This is a genomic window from Allorhizobium pseudoryzae (genome assembly GCF_011046245.1).
GTDB classification, from domain to species: domain Bacteria; phylum Pseudomonadota; class Alphaproteobacteria; order Rhizobiales; family Rhizobiaceae; genus Neorhizobium; species Neorhizobium pseudoryzae.
On sequence record NZ_CP049241.1, the window covers coordinates 460,360 to 479,228 of the forward strand.

The 18,869-nt window shown below is 61.4% G+C and carries 18 protein-coding genes; 7 read left to right on the top strand and 11 right to left on the bottom strand.

Annotated elements, in window-relative coordinates; genetic code table 11:
- Positions 1-146 precede the first annotated feature (146 nt).
- From G6N78_RS02350 to G6N78_RS02365, 4 genes are all read left to right on the top strand, one after another.
- On the top strand, positions 147-1,325 hold the full coding sequence (locus tag G6N78_RS02350; RefSeq protein ID WP_165221186.1) for a polysaccharide biosynthesis/export family protein: 1,179 nt from the start codon (positions 147-149) through the stop codon (positions 1,323-1,325).
- A gap of 117 nt (positions 1,326-1,442) precedes the next feature.
- Entirely contained in the window at positions 1,443-3,041 is a 1,599-nt protein-coding gene (locus tag G6N78_RS02355) for an LTA synthase family protein (protein WP_165215356.1), read from the top strand.
- A 279-nt stretch (positions 3,042-3,320) separates the two neighbouring features.
- Entirely contained in the window at positions 3,321-4,316 is a 996-nt protein-coding gene (locus tag G6N78_RS02360; protein WP_165215358.1) for a capsular biosynthesis protein, read from the top strand.
- 172 nt (positions 4,317-4,488) lie between these two features.
- A complete protein-coding gene (locus tag G6N78_RS02365) occupies positions 4,489-5,310 on the top strand; it encodes a bifunctional allantoicase/(S)-ureidoglycine aminohydrolase (protein WP_165215360.1) in 822 nt (273 codons plus the stop codon).
- Positions 5,311-5,340: 30 nt separating this feature from the next.
- Here the strand turns inward: G6N78_RS02365 and G6N78_RS02370 are convergent, their stop codons facing one another.
- The 7 genes from G6N78_RS02370 to G6N78_RS02400 all read right to left on the bottom strand — a co-directional run bounded on the left by G6N78_RS02370 (position 5,341) and on the right by G6N78_RS02400 (position 14,241).
- Positions 5,341-6,273: a DUF429 domain-containing protein gene (locus tag G6N78_RS02370; protein WP_165215362.1), complete on the bottom strand. Its 933-nt coding sequence runs from the start codon at positions 6,271-6,273 to the stop codon at positions 5,341-5,343.
- A gap of 40 nt (positions 6,274-6,313) precedes the next feature.
- Positions 6,314-7,948, bottom strand: coding sequence for a 3'-5' exonuclease (locus G6N78_RS02375; RefSeq protein WP_206531597.1), 1,635 nt, complete (start codon positions 7,946-7,948; stop codon positions 6,314-6,316).
- A 55-nt stretch (positions 7,949-8,003) separates the two neighbouring features.
- A complete protein-coding gene (locus tag G6N78_RS02380) occupies positions 8,004-8,534 on the bottom strand; it encodes a hypothetical protein (protein ID WP_165215366.1) in 531 nt (176 codons plus the stop codon).
- Between the two features lie 17 nt (positions 8,535-8,551).
- Positions 8,552-10,375: a DUF294 nucleotidyltransferase-like domain-containing protein gene (locus G6N78_RS02385; RefSeq protein ID WP_165215368.1), complete on the bottom strand. Its 1,824-nt coding sequence runs from the start codon at positions 10,373-10,375 to the stop codon at positions 8,552-8,554.
- Positions 10,376-10,468: 93 nt separating this feature from the next.
- Positions 10,469-12,238, bottom strand: coding sequence for a sodium:solute symporter family protein (locus G6N78_RS02390; RefSeq protein ID WP_165215370.1), 1,770 nt, complete (start codon positions 12,236-12,238; stop codon positions 10,469-10,471).
- A gap of 10 nt (positions 12,239-12,248) precedes the next feature.
- On the bottom strand, positions 12,249-12,509 hold the full coding sequence (locus G6N78_RS02395; RefSeq protein ID WP_165215372.1) for a DUF4212 domain-containing protein: 261 nt from the start codon (positions 12,507-12,509) through the stop codon (positions 12,249-12,251).
- A gap of 298 nt (positions 12,510-12,807) precedes the next feature.
- The gene (locus G6N78_RS02400) at positions 12,808-14,241 is read right to left on the bottom strand and encodes an aldehyde dehydrogenase family protein (RefSeq protein WP_165215374.1); all 1,434 of its coding nucleotides are present in this window, start codon (positions 14,239-14,241) and stop codon (positions 12,808-12,810) included.
- Positions 14,242-14,737: 496 nt separating this feature from the next.
- On the opposite strand from G6N78_RS02400, the gene G6N78_RS02405 reads away from it, so the two are divergent.
- The 3 genes from G6N78_RS02405 to rpsU all read left to right on the top strand — a co-directional run bounded on the left by G6N78_RS02405 (position 14,738) and on the right by rpsU (position 15,643).
- Positions 14,738-14,947 (top strand): cold-shock protein, encoded by a 210-nt coding sequence (locus G6N78_RS02405; RefSeq protein WP_165215377.1) that lies wholly within the window; start codon positions 14,738-14,740, stop codon positions 14,945-14,947.
- Between the two features lie 116 nt (positions 14,948-15,063).
- Positions 15,064-15,348 (top strand): cold-shock protein, encoded by a 285-nt coding sequence (locus tag G6N78_RS02410; RefSeq protein WP_165215379.1) that lies wholly within the window; start codon positions 15,064-15,066, stop codon positions 15,346-15,348.
- A 52-nt stretch (positions 15,349-15,400) separates the two neighbouring features.
- Positions 15,401-15,643: a 30S ribosomal protein S21 gene (rpsU, locus tag G6N78_RS02415; RefSeq protein ID WP_165215382.1), complete on the top strand. Its 243-nt coding sequence runs from the start codon at positions 15,401-15,403 to the stop codon at positions 15,641-15,643.
- A 91-nt stretch (positions 15,644-15,734) separates the two neighbouring features.
- On the opposite strand, the gene G6N78_RS02420 is transcribed toward rpsU, so the two are convergent.
- The 4 genes from G6N78_RS02420 to G6N78_RS02435 all read right to left on the bottom strand — a co-directional run bounded on the left by G6N78_RS02420 (position 15,735) and on the right by G6N78_RS02435 (position 18,855).
- Positions 15,735-16,091, bottom strand: coding sequence for a hypothetical protein (locus G6N78_RS02420; protein WP_234905864.1), 357 nt, complete (start codon positions 16,089-16,091; stop codon positions 15,735-15,737).
- 78 nt (positions 16,092-16,169) lie between these two features.
- A complete protein-coding gene (locus G6N78_RS02425) occupies positions 16,170-17,180 on the bottom strand; it encodes a LacI family DNA-binding transcriptional regulator (protein ID WP_165215384.1) in 1,011 nt (336 codons plus the stop codon).
- 29 nt (positions 17,181-17,209) lie between these two features.
- On the bottom strand, positions 17,210-18,034 hold the full coding sequence (locus tag G6N78_RS02430; protein WP_370691501.1) for an ABC transporter permease: 825 nt from the start codon (positions 18,032-18,034) through the stop codon (positions 17,210-17,212).
- Positions 18,034-18,855, bottom strand: coding sequence for an ABC transporter permease (locus G6N78_RS02435; protein WP_165215389.1), 822 nt, complete (start codon positions 18,853-18,855; stop codon positions 18,034-18,036). The genes G6N78_RS02430 and G6N78_RS02435 overlap by 1 nt, the downstream gene beginning before the upstream one ends.
- Positions 18,856-18,869 lie beyond the last annotated feature (14 nt).

The following is an 18,869-nucleotide window of genomic DNA, read 5'->3' on the forward strand; positions in this document are numbered from 1 at the left end:
AGATAACAGGATATGACATATAAAGGCAACGTTTACGTGCTGAACTCCAGGCGCCAAACATGAGCGGGGATTAGAGTAATTGCCTCTTGTTGTGTCTACGGAAATATGGTTTGTCGGCGCCGCAGTTGCGTGAGGGAGTGGCAGCGGTGAGAAAAATCATTGCGCTGATTGGTTGTAGCGTCATGGCCGGTTGCCAGTACGTGCCAGCCGAAGGCCCTCTGGCGGGCGACATCGTGAAGCAGGCTGGCTTGTCCGCCAGCGAGCAGAGCCGCGTCCGCGCGCAAGTCTTTGAGCTTGTTGATGTGGACAACCGCGTCACACAGGTCGTTGCAAGCCACCAGACCAAGAACTTTCAAAGGCGCTTCAATGTTCGCTCCGGCGTTCGCGAACCCGTGGTCGGCGTAGGGGACCAACTCAAGATTGTGATCTTCGAGGCAAGTCCGGATGGTCTCTTCTCGACTGCCGATTCGAAGCAGACGCCATTCGACGTGGTTGTCCAGACCGATGGCAAAGCCGCGATTCCGTATGTTGGTACGGTAAAGCTCTCCGGCAAGACGATCGAACAGGTTCGACAGACCATCATCGAAGCTCTGAAGAACAAGGCCGTCGAGCCGGATGTATTGGTCAATCTTTCTAACACCGCGTCACGTAATGTGTCGGTAACGGGCGCCGTTGCCCGTTCCGCAGTGATTCCGCTTGGTCTCGTCAACGAGACCCTGATGGACGTTATTGCGAAGGCAGGGGGGGCAACGCACCAGCCCTACGAGACCTATGTCAATCTGACCCGTAACCAAGTGCGTGGTTCGGTCCTGTTGAAGACGATCCTCGAGAACCCCCGCGAGAACATCTATGTACAGCCTGGTGACCAGGTTTATCTGGTGCATAATCCGCGCACCTTCACTGTTCTCGGGTCCGTGCGCGCCACGCGTCGCGTCGATTTTGGCGCCAATGATCTGAATCTGCTTGAAGCGATCGCCCTTGCCGGCGGAGCCGACGACAGCACCGCCGACATCAAAGGCTATTTCATCTTCCGCTACGAGGAGCCTGAGATCCTGACGGATCTCGTTGGTCCCCAACGGGTTGCCGAACTGGTCCGCAAGGGGATGAGCGCCGACAAGGATGGCCGCTATCCGATCGTCTACCGTTTCGGAATGGATAAGGCCGACAGTCTGCTCATCGGCCAGAATTTCCCGATCAAAGATCGTGATGTGATCTATGCATCGCGCCATCCTTCGGTTGATTTCGCAAAGTTCCTCAACATCATTGGACGTCCGATCGGAACGGCAGCAGCCGCCGTCAGCATTGCCAATGTTGTCACGGACTAGCGATGCGCGGCACGTGAGAGGCGTTCGTCCTGCACTCTGCAAAATGATGTTGCCGCCGTCGGCAGCGAATTTGACCGCTGTCCGGACCTGCCTTGCCATCGTCGCGGATCATCCAAAATGACCCTTTTGGCGGCATATGAGCATCCGATCCTTTTTGTACTGGTCAGTTATCTTCTGACCTGCGCGACTGTTCTTGCCACGGATCGGTTTGCTCTGCCGAAGGCAGAATTCGACAAAGCAAAGATCGCCAGAAGCCGCTCGCAAACCCTGTTCGAGAACCTGGCCCGGTTGCCGGTCATCGCCTTGGTCTATGCCGGCTTCTTCGCCATATCCTGGCGGCCGTTCTACGCGTTCCAGGGGACGGCGAGCTTTTTCATCATTTTTACGGCGATATCGCGCGCGAAGCTTGTCTATATTCGCGAACCATTGGTCTTCTCCGACATCGCCTTGGTGATCGATCTCATCAAGCACAAGGAAATCTTCTACGCGACCTTCCTGAACGCCATCTTCTGGGTCGTCGCCCTGGGTTACGTGTTCGGTGCGAGCGCAGCCTATATGGTGATGGAATCTTCTATCGTGCCGCGCGAGGGGACATTCTTCTGGATTGTTGCCGGCCTCGTGATCGGGTTCGGGCCATGGCTACTGCCGCTGTTCCGATTTTCCAATCCGCCACTGGTGCGGTTTAGCGAGGCACTTCTCAAGACACTTGATCCGAAGATCAACACGGTGCGGTTCGGGACCTTCACAACCGTGGTCTACCACACGATCGTCTGGCTTGGTCGAAGGCGGGAAGATGTCGTGGAAGAAATTCGCCAGGGGCTTCATCACATTCTCGCGGAAATCACTGGCGAAGACCATGACACGGAGCCGAGTGGGCCGCCTCTGATCGTGGTCTGGCAGTCGGAATCCTTCATCGATCTGCGCCACTTCGGTGTGACGGACCTCCACCTTCCGCATCTGGATTATCTGCGCGCCCATGCCAGCCAATGGGGCCGCATGACCAGTGTGTTCGAGGGCGGCTATACGCTTCGCACGGAGTTTGCGGTCCTGACCGGGCTTCAGCCGGAAGACGCTTATGTGGACGCCAGTCACCCTTATCTGCGCGCGTCGCATTATGCGGATATCGCCTGGCCGAAGCGCTTCATGGAAGGCGGATGGCTGACCCATTTCCTGCACCCCTATGACCGGACCTTCTTTCTCCGCGACAAGGCCTTACCGCTTCTCGGCTTTCAGGACATGACCATGCTCGACGCATTTGGTCACAACCCGGTGACAGATGGCCCGTATGTCTCGGACCGGAAACTGACCCAGCGCCTGATCGACACCATCCAGTCCAGCGACCCGCAACGACCGGCTTTCTTCTTCGTCGCCTCGATGGCCAATCACGGCCCGTGGGAACCCGGCCGATGCGGCGCACTGACCGATCCCGTTGATATCTACACAGAACTGCTGCGCAAGGCTGACGATGCTCTCGGTCATCTGACGACCTATCTCAACGGCCTGAAGCGGCCGGTCTGGCTTGTTTTCTATGGCGATCACGCCCCGCTTCTGAAAAGTTTCGCCAACCCGTTTCCCGATCCGAGAACGGATTACGTGATCGTGCCTCTCGGCTCGGCCCAGGGTATGTCCAAGTCGCATGCTTCCTCGGAGGAAGCACCCTGGAACCTGATCAAGACGATCGTTCGGCTGGCCGGCGTCAGTCGCAGCAACACGTAAGGGGCTCTGGCGTTGGCGGACGGGTCGAGCGACAAAGATCAATCGGACGAGACCCGACCACTCGCGGGCGAAAGGCGGGTGTTTCTGTTCCTGCAGGGCTCGTCGTCACCGCTCTTTGCGCTGCTTGCGGAGCGTCTTGAGCGACAGGGGCATCAGTGCCTGCGCATCAACTTCAATGTCGGCGACTGGATCTTCTGGCGCCGGAAGAACGGCTTCCATTATAGGGGACGCCTGAGGAACTGGAATTCTTTTTTTTCAGACTTTCTCCACCAGAACCAGGTGACCAACCTCATCCTCCTCGGAGAGGAGCGGCCGTACCACAAGATCGCCGTCGAGGAGGCAAAGTCCCGGAACATTGCGGTTCATGTGGTCGATCTCGGTTATCTGAGACCGGACTGGGTGATCTTCGAACGGGATGGCACTGCCTCCAATTCACGGTTTCCACGCCGCGCCGATGAAGTTCTGGCGCAAGGACGGGATCTGCCGGAACCGGACTGGAGTCGGCGCTACACTCAAGGCTTCTGGGCAGATGCCGGTTACGACATCCTCTATAATGTCTCGACGGTTCTCCTGTGGTGGCTTTACCCCTTCTATGTCAGGCACACGCTCTACCATCCCTTCCTTGAGTACCTGGGCTGGATCGGGCGACTTGCCGGAGAGAAGAGCCGGCAGAGAGAGGCCGCAGAGACGATCCATGCGGTGGTTGGCAGTAGGGCGCCCTTTTTCGTCTATCCTCTGCAGTTGCAAACCGACTATCAGCTACGGGTGCACTCCCCCTTTCGGGGTCAGGAAGAAGCAATCGACCTTGTTCTTACGTCTTTTGCCCGCTTCGCATCCCCCGATGCGAGGCTTGTCGTCAAACTCCATCCGATGGATGCGGGGCTCATCAACTGGACGCATTACATTCGCCAGCAGTGCAATCACACGCAGCTGAGCGAGAGGATCGACATCATCGATGGCGGCAATCTGGAACACCTGTTTGGCAGCTGTGAAGGCGTGGTCACCGTTAATTCGACCGCGGCCTTGCCTGCCATCCGGATGGGCAAACCGGTGAAGGTGCTGGGCAGCGCGGTCTATGACATAGAGGGAATGACGCACCAGGCGTCACTCGACACATTCTGGAGCCACCCTGTGCCGCCGCGGCAGGAGGTTGCCGAGGCGTTTTTCCGCCTGATGGCCCACAGCTATCACGTTCGCGGCAACCTCTACACACGACAGGGTGCCGCTGCCGCGGCGGAAGAGATCGCGGCGAAATTTGCTCCGTCGCCCCTGTGATCGCCGGCGCCAGTATTTCTGCTGACGCCTCCACATTTTTGCGCACCCGCGACGCATACTCTTATCATTGTTTCCCCAACAATTCGTTTTTACTCCCGCACCGCTTGACGATATGAAAGATGCTGACTGGGCCTCGTTGGCCAGGACAAGCGGAATTTGGAGACAGCGTGTGATGAACGACAGACGGTATTATGCGGGCATGGGTGGGCTTCCCGGCCAGACGGAACTTCTTTCCAGCAAGGCGGTGTTCACCACGGCCTATGCCGTCATTCCCCGCACCGTGATGTCCGATATCGTCACCAGCCTGCTGCCGCACTGGTCGAAGACCCGGGCCTGGGTCATTGCACGGCCGATGACCGGCTTTTCCGAGACTTTCGCGCAATACATTATGGAAGTGGCACCCGGCGGTGGCAGCGAGAGGCCGGAACCGGATGCCCGCGTGCAGGGCGCGATCTTCGTGGTCGAAGGGGAAATGACCATCATCCACGAGGGCAAGATGCACCATCTGGAGGCGGGTTCGTTTGCCTATCTGCCGGCCGGGTGCCGCTGGAGCGTCAAGAACAGCGGTTCGGCGCTCGCCAAATTCCACTGGGTGCGCAAGAAGTTCCAGGTGGTCGAAGGGCTGGAGCCGCCGCCGGCGATCTTCACCCACGAGGGCGAACACGCCATCTCGCCGATGCCCGATACCAACGGTGCCTGGGGCACGACACGCTTCATCGATCCGAACGACGTGCGTTACGACATGCACCTCAACATCGTGACGCTTGAGCCGGGCGGCACCATTCCGTTCATGGAAACCCATGTGATGGAGCACGGCCTTTATGTGCTAGAAGGCAAGGCCGTCTACCGGCTGAACACGGACTGGGTCGAGGTAGAGGCCGGCGATTTCATGTGGCTGCGCGCCTTCTGCCCGCAGGCCTGTTATGCGGGCGGCCCCGGTCGCTTCCGTTACCTGCTCTACAAGGACGTCAATCGCCACGTCGATCTCTGGTAAGGGCAGCGACAAAGATGGGGCCGGCGCCCGTCAGAGCGCCGACCTACCGAGGATCCAGCCCTCCCAGGTGGTGACCCTGTCGTTCGGCGGGGCGCCCTCGCCCCGCAGGCCGAGCGCGATGTCGATCATCGCCATCAGCCCGACGGTACAGTCGAACCGGTCCTCCCCCGCGGCATCGGCGCCGAAACCGGCCTCGATGCTCGCAGCCAGCGCGGCGTTTGCCGTCACCCTCTCATGCGCGGCCAGCCACTGCCGCAGGTAGCCCGCAACGGAGAGGCGTCCCCAGTGGCTGCGTTTGCTCCAGACGGGCCGGCGCGCAATGCCGATCTGGCCATAGGCATCCCCCGGATAGGTTTCCGTCACCACCACGGCATGGCGCTGCAGCAGATCGACCAGGCGACCATCGAAAGGCCAGAGGCCGATCCGATACCGATGGGGCAGGATCACCTCCCGCCAGCCGGTGATCGCCGCTTTGCCGACCTGATTGCCGCCGAGTGTCCAGAACAGCATGGCCGGCGTCTGTCGACCGGGCGCCGGCTGTTCGCAGAGCCTGAGCAGATCCGCAGGCGCGAGGGCAAGCGCCTCGAACAGTTGGCTGCGGCGCGTGCCGCCGGGCCTTGCGGGATAAAAGGGCCGTCTCAGCGTAATGTCCTCCGCCGCCGTGGCGACGCAAAACCAGTCTGCCCAGCCATCCGTGCCCACCACGTCGAGAAAACCACGGAAGGAGACAAGTCCCGTCTTCCGGGCATAGGCCTGCGGCAGTCCGATTGGAAAATCGAAGCCGAGCAGCAGCGGCCCGCCTGAGACCGCCCGCGCCTGCAGGCGTTCGATCAGCGTGGACGTGTCGCCGACAGGCTCCGGTGCCGAAAGCTCAAGGCGCCCTGCCCGATGGACCGCAACCGCCATCCACCGCTTGCGGGCGTCGATGCTCCAGTCGCAATGGGCGATCACCGAAGGCAGCATGTCGATCTCTTTCGTTCTCGTCCGAATTACGCGGGCAGCGTCAATTGAGATCCTTCAGCAGGCGGCGGTGTTTGCGGGTTTCCCGCAGCACCTCGCCAAACCGGTGAATGCCCTTTGCCGCCAACATGTCCTTCAGCTTGAGAAAGACCTCCGCCGTCGCCACCGCATCGCCGATCGCAGTGTGCCGGTCGCTGCCGGCAATGGAAAGGCCCAGCCGCTCGGCCAGCGCATCCAGCGTATGCGTTTCGGCCTGGCCGAAGACGCTCGCCGACAGCAGCACCGTATCGAGGATCGGGTTATCAAAGCGTCCGCCCAGTTCCCGCTCGCGCCGTCGCAGGAATTCCATGTCGAAGGGGGCATTGTGAGCCACCAGAACCGCTCCTTGCGCAAAAACCCGGAAACGCTCCAGCACATCGACGACGCTGGGCGCGTTTTCGACCATCTCGTTCGACACCCCATGCACGGCGGTGGATGACGCGGGGATCAAGCGGCCCGGATTGACCAGCGTGTCAAAGACCTCACCCCTCACCCGCTTGCCGTTGACGATGCGCACGGCGGCAATCTGGACGATCTCGTCGCCTTGGTCCGGAAGCAGGCCCGTCGTTTCCGTGTCGAAAACCACATAGGTCAGGTCGTCCAGCCGCGCCTCGCCGATCTTTTCCGCGTAGAGGCGGGAGAGGAGCTCGAAGTCATAGACCACGAACCGGTTGGAGACGGGCTGCATCACCGGAAGCGGTGACCTTTCCCCTTCCCGCATCGCCTCGAAGCGGGCGGACAGGGCACTGAGCCGCTTTTGAACGGCGCTCAGCGCCTGGTCACGGCTTTGCGGATCCGCCGCCTGTGCGGCGAGGTCGTCCAGGACGGGCCGCAGGTCATCGAAGACTTCACTCAACAGCGCGTCGCGGCGGGCATCGGCGGACAGTTCTGCCGTCACATCGCGCAGCGTCATCACATAGGCGGCCGGATCGGCCGTGTCTTCGCCGACAAGACGCATGCGGGCGGCGAGCCGGCGGGTATTGCCATGCGTGGTGCAGACGAGTTCGACGGCGGCCGCTGCCGTTCCAGCTTCCAGCAGCCGCTGGTGGGCATGGCGAACCGGCCCGTCATTCAGGTAATCGAACAGGTTCTTGTCGAGGCACAGCGGCAGAACCGGGTTATCCAGCAATTGATGGGCCGCACCGTTGTAGAACACCAGATGGTGACGGCCGGTACACAAGAGCACGCCCGGCGGCACATCGGACAACAATCGTTCCAGCTGGCTCCGTTCGGCGGAGAGCCGCGCCGTCTCACGTGCCACCGTTTCGGCCATGGCGCTGCGCGTCTGGGTGAGCCGGATGGCGGCTTCGGAGACGGCATCGGTGATGCTGCCGAGGTAGGTGAGCCCCGTCGTGTCGATCTCCTGGGCAACGCCGGCATTGGCGCGGGCGCGGATCGCACCGGCGAGGCGCTCGAGCGCCTTCGCCAGATTGAGATCAAAGAGATAGCCGATGCCGGCGGTGAGCGCGAGGATGAGGAAACCCGCCACCACGGCCACGCGCATCGCGGTGCTGACGGCTTCCGTATCCGCACCACGATGCAGGGCAAACCAAAGCCCTGCGGCCAAAGCTGCGAGCGAGCCCAGACCAAGGGCCAAAAAGAACAGAAACAGGCGAGCCCTGAGGCTCCAGCGTGCCATCATCATCTCCTCCCCGAGACCCGACCGGGCTCGCGGCTCCCTTCCGCAACCGGCCTCAGCCCGCCTTGGCCGCGCAGCCCGTCTGCAGAACAGGATCGTCTGCCGGAAGCGTGATCCAGTCGGCACCGGTAATCTCGCCGTTTTCGGCGATGCTGACGTTGCGCCCGATCAAATCGGCGCGACGATGTCCGGCACAATCGAGCACCACCTTGACCCGCGCCGACTGCTGCCAGCGCGCGGCGAGGATGACATCGACCATCACCTGATCGGGAAAATTGGCATTGCGCTGGGCGGTGCGCAAATCGACGGCGGTGAAGCGGTTGATGACCGGCTGATAGTAGGACCAGGGACGCCAGAAGGCCGCATCCGCATTGTGCCATGCCACCGGGATTTCCGGAGGAAGCGCTGCCGTGACCCGCGAGAACCAGCTGTATTCGCTCCAGATCGTATAAAGGAGCATGCCGAGACCGGCAAAGACAGGGATGATCCATTTGGGCAGGCGCTGCCGCGTGATGAAGCGCAGGGTCATGGCGATACCGGCCAAGGCGACGCCCACGGTCACGACGGCAATGAACTCAAACAGCATGCGGAAAATTCCTCAACTCAACTGGGCGCGCGGCTGTGGCTCAGCGCCGATTGCATGGTGCGCACGACGACAAAAGCGTCGCGCAGATGGGAGCGCTCGAAATCGCCGAATTCATAGGGGCCAAGAAAATTGTCCGGGCGGCGGCCCGCCTTGATCTGCTGGGCCTGGTTGCGCAGGCGCATTTCGGCAATCAGGTCGTATGCCGCCAGAAGATCGCGCGCACCGGCACCGGAGATGATGCCCGCCTCTTCCGCCGCCAGCAGGCGCGCCCGCGTGTTGACCGGCGTCAGCCGACCCTGCAGGGCATAGACCCGGCCGAGATCCACCACCGGCACCACGCCATTGTGCTTCATGTCGATCTGGTTGCGGTGTTCGCCGCTGCGGATCGTGGCAAAGCCGCGCAACAACCCGAGCGGTGGCGCATGTTTCAGCGAATTGGCGATCATATGCGCCACGAAGATCGAGTTGCGGCTTGCCCTTTCCAGGGTTTCGGCCTGCAGATCCTGAAACAGCGAAAACTCGCCGCCGATTGGCCTCAGATCGAACATGACGCTCGCCAGCATCTGCGCCATCGGGTCCGGTCGTTCGATCCAGCTATGGAAGTAGCGCCGCCAGGTGCTGGCCGGCTGGCACCATTGCGGATTGGTGGCCATCATGTCGCCGGGGCAGAAGATGTAGCCGCAATCATTCAGGTGGGTGCTGACGAAGCGGGCAAGCGCGGAGAAATAGGGCATGTCGTCCGGGGTCACCCGATCATCGATGACGATGCAATTGTCCTGATCGGAGACGCCGGTCTGCTCCTGGCGTCCCTGGCTGCCGCAGGCAAGCCAAAGGTAGGGGACCGGCGGCGGGCCGAACCGCTTTTCGGCCAGAACCAGCAGGCGGCGGGTGATCGTATCGGCGATATCGGTGATGAGCCGGGTGACCACCTCATGGGCATTGTTGCCGCCGACCAGTTGCACGAGAAGCTGGGGAATGCGGGCGGTATTCGCCTTCATGTCCTCGACAGTCTCCGCACTCGCCACATCCCGCACCAGAAGCGCGGACGAGACCGCTTGAAACCGCGTGAGGTCCGTCTGGGTGACCATGCCGACGAGACGCGAGCCATCGACGATCGGCAGGTACCCGACCTTCTGTTCCAGCATGACCTGCAGCACATCGGAACCCAGCGCCGTCTGTGGCAGGCCGGTCGGGTCCCTTGTCATCACGGCGGAAACGGGCGTCGTCTTGGGGTCGAGGTTTTCGGCAATCAGCCGGATCGTCAGGTCCCGCACGGTCAAAAGCCCGACCAGACGTTCGCCCTCCACCACGCCGAGGCTGGAGACCAGCCGGTCGCGCATGATCTGCGCGGCCTCGTACACAGTTTCATCCGGACCGCAGGTGACCGGCGGCTTCGACATCAGGTCGCCGACCCGCGACAGCGTCATGTCGGCGCGGCGGGTGTCGCTGATGCGGCCACGGGTGAAGAAGCGGGAAAAGACCGGCTGTTCCTGCATCAGGCGATGGAACTCACCGGCCGGCAGGATCAGCACGACGCCATCCGTGCGGGCGGTTGCGGTGGTGACTGCCCGACCGTCCCGAAGCAGGCCGCGTTCGCCGAGAGAATTGCGTGGGGAAAGCTGCGAGATCAGTTCGCCGGCGCTATCGCGCACATCCACCTGGCCCTCCATGATGAGGAAAAGACCCGGTAGGGGTTCACCCTCGGCATAGAGTGTTTCGCCGCAGGTCAGCCGTCTGAAACCGAAGCGGGATGCGACGGCATCCATTTCCTCGCGCGGCAAGCTGTCATAGGGATGAACCGTCTCGAGAAACCGGGCGATATCGACTGTTGCTAGTCCCATGGTCCACCACCTGGCACCCCACCCGAAACACGATAGTCATGCTTGCGCGGAAAGGGAATGGGCGACAGGTGCCGCCCATTCCGGGTTTGACGATCAATGATGGCCGGTCGCAGCGCCCGCGCCACGCGGGATGCGGATCGATTCGACCAGATCCTGGACCGACTGCGGCGGAGCCGCGGTGGCCATGGAGACGAAGTAGGCGACGGCGAAGTTGAGCACCGCACCGATCGGGCCGAAGGCTGTCGGCGGGATGCCGAACAGGTAGTTCGCCGGGACGTTCTCCAGCATGTTCGTGCCGGCAATGAAGAACCAGCCGAGATAGGTGAAGAGGTACAGGCAGGTTGCGACCAGACCGACGATCATGCCGAGCGTGGCTCCGAGCGAGTTGATGCGCTTGGAGAAGATGCCCATCATGAGTGCCGGGAAGATCGTCGCGGCTGCCAGACCGAAGGCGAGAGCCACCGTCTGGGCCGCAAAGCCCGGCGGGTTGAGGCCGAGAAGTGTTGCCACCAGGATGGCGCCGCCCATCGAGACGCGGGCCGCCATGAGTTCGCCCTTCTCGGAGATATCCGGCTTCAGCCAATCCTTGATGAGATCGTGGCTGATGGCGGACGAGATGGCGAGCAGCAGACCGGCTGCGGTCGAGAGTGCCGCGGCAAGACCGCCGGCGGCGATGAGCGCGATCACCCAGCCGGGAAGCTGTGCGATTTCCGGATTGGCAAGAACGAGGATGTCGTTATTGATGTCCAGTTCGTTGCCGTTCCAGCCGCGCGCCTGTGCTTCGGATGCAAAGCCGGCAGCCTTGTCATTGTAATACTGGATGCGGCCATCGCCGTTCTTATCGGTGAACTTCAGGAGACCGGTGACTTCCCAGTTCTTCATCCAGTTGGGGCGCTCTTCATAGAGAACGGCCTCAGCCTTCGGACCACCGGGGAAGATGGTGTCGATGATGTTCAGGCGTGCCATGGCGCCGACAGCCGGAGCCGTCAGGTAGAGTAGCGCGATGAAGACCAGCGCCCAGCCAGCAGACCAACGGGCATCAGCGACCTTCGGAACGGTGAAGAAGCGGATGATGACGTGCGGAAGGCCGGCGGTACCGATCATCAGGGACAGCGTGAACAGCGTCATGTTCAGCATGGAGCCTTGCGCGGTGTAGGCGTTGAAGCCGAGATCGGTCACCACCTGGTCCAGCTTCTGCAGCAGCGGCTGGCCGGATGCCGAATGTTCGGAGAAGAGGCCGAGGCCGGGGATCGGGTTGCCCGTCAGTTGCAGCGAGATGAAGATTGCCGGAATGGTATAGGCAACAATCAGCACGACATACTGGGCGACCTGCGTGTAGGTGATGCCCTTCATGCCGCCGAGAACGGCGTAAACGAACACGACCGCGGCGGCGATCCAGAGGCCCGTGGACACCGACACTTCCAGGAAGCGCGAGAAGGCAACACCGGCACCGGTCATCTGGCCGATAACGTAGGTGACCGAGATGACGATCAGGCAGACCACGGCCACAAGGCGCGCCGACTGGCTGTAGAAGCGGTCACCGATGAACTGCGGCACGGTGAACTTGCCGAACTTGCGCAGGTAAGGTGCCAAGAGCAGCGCCAGCAGAACGTAACCGCCGGTCCAGCCCATCAGATAGGTGGAGTTGCCGTAGCCGACGGCAGCGATCAGGCCGGCCATGGAGATGAAGGAGGCCGCCGACATCCAGTCCGCGGCGGTTGCCATGCCGTTCATGACCGGATTGACGCCGCGGTTTGCGGCATAAAATTCCGCCGTGGTGCCGGCACGGCTCCAGATGGCAATGCCGACGTAGAGCGCGAAAGACGCGCCCACCACCAGCAGGTTGAGCGTATACTGATCCATGATCTCCCCCTTATTCCTCGTCGACGCCGAATTCGCGGTCGATCTTGTTCATGTAGTTGGCGTAGTAGAAGATCAGGGCGATGAAGATGATGATCGAACCCTGCTGGGCGAACCAGAAGCCGAGATCCGTGCCGCCAACCGGAATGCCGGACAGCATGGGACGCAGGATGATGCCGAAGCCGTAAGACACGACGGCCCAGATCACCAGTGAAATGTAGATGATGCGCTTGTTGGCTGCCCAATACGCATTGGACGATGAATTGTCCGACACGAGTACTCCTCCTCTTTTCCTCGACAGGCCGGCAAAGACACGGCCGCTCACCCAACGCTGGCTGATTTGAAACTCCCCACAGCCGGTTGTGAGAAAAGAGACTAGCTGAAAGACGGAGGCTTGGCACACTGTCCGTTAGTCGTATGCGGGGGCCGGAAAAGAGGGATTTCCACCGAAAATCGCCCCTCAAAAAGAGCGGACGCGACGCAATACATGGTTGTGCGTCGCACAAATCTGCAAAAGCAAAGGCCGGCGAGAAACCCGCCGGCCCGATCATGGTGCAGGTCGTCCGCTCACATCAGGCGAGCGTGTAGGCGGTCTTTACGACGGTGAAGAACTCGGCTGCATACTTGCCCTGTTCGCGGGGGCCGAAGGACGAGGCCTTGCGGCCGCCGAACGGCACGTGGAAATCGACGCCGGCGGTCGGCAGGTTCACCATCACCATGCCGGCTTCCGAATTGCGCTTGAAGTGCGTGGCATGTTTCAGGCTCGTCGTCGCGATGCCGGCGGACAGGCCGAAGGGCGTATCATTGGCAACGGCCAGCGCTTCTTCATAATCCTTGACGCGGATGACGGCGGCGACCGGTCCAAAGATTTCCTCGCGGCTGATGCGCATCTGGTTGGTGGCTTCGGTAAACAGCGTCGGCTGCAGGTAGAAACCGGGGGTCTCGCGCTCGATGCGTTCGCCACCGAAGGCCAGCTTGGCGCCTTCCTTCTTGCCGATTTCGATGTAGTCGCAATCCTGCTGCAACTGCTTTTCATCGACGACCGGGCCGATATGCGTGCCGTCCTTCAGCGCGTGATCGACGTTGAGCTTGCTCAGGCGCTCGGTGAGAGCGGCGACAAACTTGTCGTGAATGCCTTCGGTGACGATGATGCGCGAGGAGGCCGTGCAGCGCTGGCCGGTGGAGAAAAAGCCGGAATTGGCGGCGGCTTCCACGGCGACGGACAGGTCCGCATCATCCAGCACGACCATCGGGTTCTTGCCGCCCATTTCCAGCTGGAACTTGCGGTTATGTTCGATGGAGGCGAGCGCCACGCGCTTGCCGGTGCCGGTGGACCCGGTGAAGGTGATGCCGGCGAGATCCGGGCTGTCGAGCATGGCCTGACCGACGACGGAACCGCGGCCCATCACCAGGTTCAGCACGCCCTTCGGCAGGCCGGAGCGGTGCAGGATATCCACGATTGCCCAGGAGCAGCCGGGCACGAGATCGGCTGGCTTGAAGACAACGGTGTTGCCGTAAGCGAGCGCCGGCGCGATCTTCCAGGCCGGAATGGCGATCGGAAAGTTCCAGGGCGTGATGATGCCGATCGGGCCGAGCGGCTCGCGGGTGATCTCGACACCGATGTTCGGACGGGCCGACGGCAGGACCTCGCCGGCCAGACGGAGGGTTTCACCGGCAAAGAAGTCGAAGATCTGCGCTGCGCGGATCGTCTCGCCAATCCCCTCCGGCAGGGTCTTGCCCTCTTCCTGCGACAGAAGACGGCCGAGTTCTTCCTTGCGGGCGAGGATCTCGTCGGCGGTCTTCTTCAGGATCGCATGGCGCTCCAGGATTCCTGAGCGCGACCAGGCCGGAAACGCTGCCTTCGCCGCTGCGATTGCAGTCTTTGCATCCTCTGCGCTTGCCTGCGCGTAAAGCCCGACGACATCCTTCGTGTCGGACGGATTGATGTTTTCCGATGCCTGCGCACCGATCCATTCGCCGGCGATCAGGTTCTGATGAACGGTCATAATGCCTCCCTTGGGCGGACTGTCCGCCGCCTTGTGTGATTGACGATGGGCGGTCCTGCCGCCCCTGGATGGAAAAAGCGGTCTTGCGCCGCCCGCTGCCAAACTTGGAGCCGCCCCGGGGCAGAGTCCAGAAAAAAGCCCTGACACCATACTTATAATACGTGTTCACGCAAGATATATGACATCCGGCGATTTCACGCTCTTGTCCCGCACCCGAAAGCTGTTCTTGCGCGCGCACGAGATCCGGCCAAAAATTTGCTTATCCTGCCGCAGAAACAGGGGGATAACAGAAACATCAATTTTCAACTTTGCGCTTGTCGGAAATTTTATTTCACGACCACTCTTGTAATTTGCGCCAATGGGCGTACATTGCGGACATCGAACTTGGTCGTGACTTCGTCCGAGAGCTAAGGCGCTCTGTCAGATTTCCTCTCAAACATCGATCCAACTGACACGGTGTGTCAGATCAACCCGCGATTTTGAAAAGGAAATCGTTATGAATACAGGTACCGTCAAGTGGTTTAACAGCACCAAGGGTTTTGGTTTCATTCAGCCGGACCAGGGTGGCCAGGACGTATTCGTCCACATTTCCGCTGTTGAGCGCGCCGGCATGAACGGCCTCAACGACGGCCAGAAGATCAGCTACGACATCGTTCAGGACAAGCGTTCTGGCAAGAGCTCGGCTGACAACCTTCGGGCTGCCTAAGCTGCCATTCGTCGAAACCGACCACGGATGTACTGGCGGTTGATCGACAGAATGACTGGGAGAGGTCGGGACATCCCGGCCTTTTTTTCGTTTTGGAACCAGTCCGGAGCACAAACATGAGAGTTGCGCGTTATGCCATTGGCGACCGTGTGGTCCTGAAATCGGGATCCGGAATGCGCACTGCCGCAGAAGCGGTCTGCCGGATTTCCGCGGTTCTACCCGCGGCTTACGGTCAGAACCAATATCGTGTTCGGTACGAGAACGAAACGTTCGACCGCCGAATCGTCGACACCGATATCGACCCGGAACGGTCGGAGCGTGCGACGAAACGTGAAGAGGCCACTGCACCCGGCAAGGGGTCGTCGTGGCTCAACCCCGCGTCGATGAAGATCGGCAAGTGATCAACGCGAACATTGCACAGTGGCGATTTCAGCCGTGCAAAAAGGAGAGATTTTGCAGGTTCTAGTCCGAGACAACAATGTCGATCAGGCCCTCCGCGTCCTGAAGAAGAAGATGCAGCGCGAAGGCGTTTTCCGCGAGATGAAGGCGCGCAGCTCCTATGAGAAGCCGTCCGAACGTCGCGCCCGTGAAAAGGCTGAGGCGATCCGCCGCCAGCGCAAGCTCGCGCGCAAGAAGATGCAGCGCGAAGGCCTGCTGCCGGCGCCGAAAAAGGCTGCTGTTCGCGGTCGTCGCTAACATACGACCGGATGCGCGTTTTGCGCATCCAGCTTGGAAGGAAGCGGCGACAGCCGCTTCTTCCTCACTTCACAGAATATCCCCCCAATGATCAGCTCTTTTTCAACGGCGTCTGCTCTGACTGTTCAGGCGGAAGGTCCCCCGGCTTGATCACCGGTGTGTCGCCGACCGAAGGCGCAGGTTCCACCATTTCCGGATCCCCGACCGCCGGCGGCTTCAAAACGCTGTCGCAATTGGCGAGCTTCTGCGTTGTTCCGCCTGGCACATCCCGCTGCTGGGCCTGCGGATCCTGATCAGGCCTTGCCACGCAATTGTCCGTTTGGGTCTGTGGGGTGGGGGTCGTGTTCTGCGCTTGGGCCAGCGCTCCTGTTGCCATTGCCAGAACGGAGACGGCAGCCAGGACGCCCGACGACAGACGCGGGCTCATAATGTCAGTAAACTGTTTCATCGTTATACCTCCTGGGGATTCAACCCTTCGGAGGAGCGCACGTTCCCTGCCTGCCTTCCGGCACGGAGGGGAAATCCACTAAACCTCTGTCACGTTTGCGGGAACGAAGGTCTGTCGCACGACCAGTTCCGGCACCACCCGGTCATGCCCCTGGTCGGCATCCGGGTTGGCGATCCGGCGTTCGAGCAGATCGACGGCACGCTGGGCCATGATCAGCGGGTCCTGACGGAATGTCGTCAGATCGTAGTTGAGCCAGGCGGCTTCCGGTACATCATCGAAGCCGATGACGGCCACGTCCTGTGGAATGGACAGGCCCCCTTCCCGGCGCAGCACGTCCATCACGCCGAAGGCAATCAGATCATTGGCGCAGAAGATGGCATCCGGTCTGTCGCCTTCGGCAAGCAGAGCCCTCGCCGCGGCCACCCCGCAATCGTAGTTCGAATCCTCCCCGTGAGCGATCTGCACCGAAAAACCGTGATGTTCGACTTCCGCGACAAAGGCGATCTGTCGTTCCAGAATGGAGGGGGTTGCCGAGTGCGATCCGGCAAAGGCGAGCCTTCGGCGTCCCGCCGCAAGGAGCAGCCGCGCCGCCTCGATCGAGGCTTCCGAATTGCCGGCCCGCACATGATCGGCTTCCGGTTCGCAGCGGCCGATCAGCACCACCGGCTGGCCGTTCCGCCGGGCAAGGTCGAGAAAACTTTCCGGCGGCGAGCCGGAGAGAATGATGGTGGCTTCAGCCCGGTGGCCGATCAGCATTTTCTGCGCGGCCAGCATTTCTTCTTCCGTCTGCCCGGTGTTGATCAGCACCGGCACGCTGCCGCGGCGGATCAGCGCCTTGGTGAGCGCTGCCGTCAGGTGCGCCCGGAAGCCGACTTCCGGCTTGGTCGCAACGATGCCGACGAGACGGCTCTGGTTGTTGAGAACGCCGCGCGCCAGATCGTTGACGTGATAGCCGAGCTCTTCCGCCGCCTTCAGCACCTTTTCGCGCGTTGCGGGCGAAACGCTGGCACCCGGCGTGAAGGTGCGCGAGACCGCGGAACGGGAGACCCCTGCCCGCCTTGCCACCTGTTCTGCACTGACGAACCGCATGCGAGTCTTTCCGTCTTTCATTTGCCACCTCACCGTCCAACGCGAGACAGAACGTCGGCCTTCAGGAAGCGCTCGACGATCACCATGAAGATCAGAGACGGCACAAGCAAGAGCAGCGCCGTGATGGATGCGATCTGGTAGTTGCCCCCGGAGCCTGCGGAGTAGAGCAGCAGCGGCAGCATGTTCACGTCCGGTGCACCGACAAAGTAGCTGCCGGTGAACTCGTCGAGAGACTCCAGGAACACGAAGATCGCGCTCGCGAGCAGACCGGGCGCGGCAAGCGGCAGCGTGATATCGCCAAAGGTGCGGAGCGCGCCGGCGCCGATGGAGCGGGCGGCCTGTTCCAGCTCCACGTCGATGGCGGAAAAGGCGGCGGTGGCGATCCAGACCGCATAGACGAGGCCATGCGAGGCATGCACCAGCACGACGCCGGCGATGGTGCCGTTCAGCCCGATCTCGTAGAAGATGCGGGCGACGTTGACGTAGACGGTGAGGTTCGGAAAGGCCTGCGGAATGAGGAAGGCGAGCAGGATGAGGCTGCGGAGCGGCAGCTTCAGCCGCGCCAGCGCATAACCGGCGGGAATGGCAAGCGCGAGCGACACCACCACCGTCAGGATCGCGACGACCAGCGAATTGCCGAGCGATTCCAGTGCGCCTCCCCGCGGGGCAAAAACGCGGCCCCAGGCGGAAAATCCGTATTCGAGCGGCAGCGCATGGGGGAAATACCACTTCTCCGTCACGGTCCAGATGAGCATGTTGAACAGCGGACCGAAGATGAAGAAGGCCATCAGGCCGAAGATCAGACCGCGCGGGATCCACCAGAGGGCCGCAAGGCGGGAACGGTTCGTCCTCATCATGCGCGCTCCTTCAGGCTGATGCGCAGATAGATCCAGGCAACCGACGCAGCGAGCACGAGCGAGATGAGGCCGAGCGCGTTTGCCACGCCGTAATCGCCATAGGCATTCACCCGGAAGGCGATGTCGGCGGTCAGCATGGTCGGTGACTGCGCATTGATCATCAGCGGCACCGAAAGCACCGACATCATGGTGACGAAGGAGAGGATGAGCCCGACCGCCAGCGTTCCCGTGACCTGCGGCACGATGATTTCTGCCAGTACCCTGAGTTTCGAGGCGCCAAGATTGACAGCCGCTTCGATGCCTTCCCGGTTGACGGAAGCCATGGCGCCGGCCACCAGCAGGGCGACGAAGGGCGTCTGTTTCCAGACAAATGCGATCACGATGCCGCGCCAGTCGAGGAAACTCACCGCATCGATCGGCGTCATCAGGCCGAGGCTGATTGCGGTGTTGTTCATCATGCCGTTCTTGGCCAGAAAGGTGCGCAGGATCTGGCCGACGACGATGAAGGGGATGAACATCGGCCAGCGATAGAGCCAGCGCAGGATGGTGACGGCAAGCGGATGGGCGCCGAGCGTCAGATAACCGCCGATCGCAATCGCACCAAGTCCGATCAGCAGCGTCGACAGGCTGACGATGCCGACGCTGAACAGGATGTCGTTGAGGTAGAGGTCAAAGGATTTGACAAAATTCCCGAGCCCCCAGCGATCGTCCACACGAAATGCGCCGACCGCCGACATGACAAGCGGCAGAATGAACAGCAGCGCGATGACTGCGAGCGCAGGCAGGACAAGCAGGAGACCGAGGAGACGTCTGGGCATGAGTTCAGGCTCTG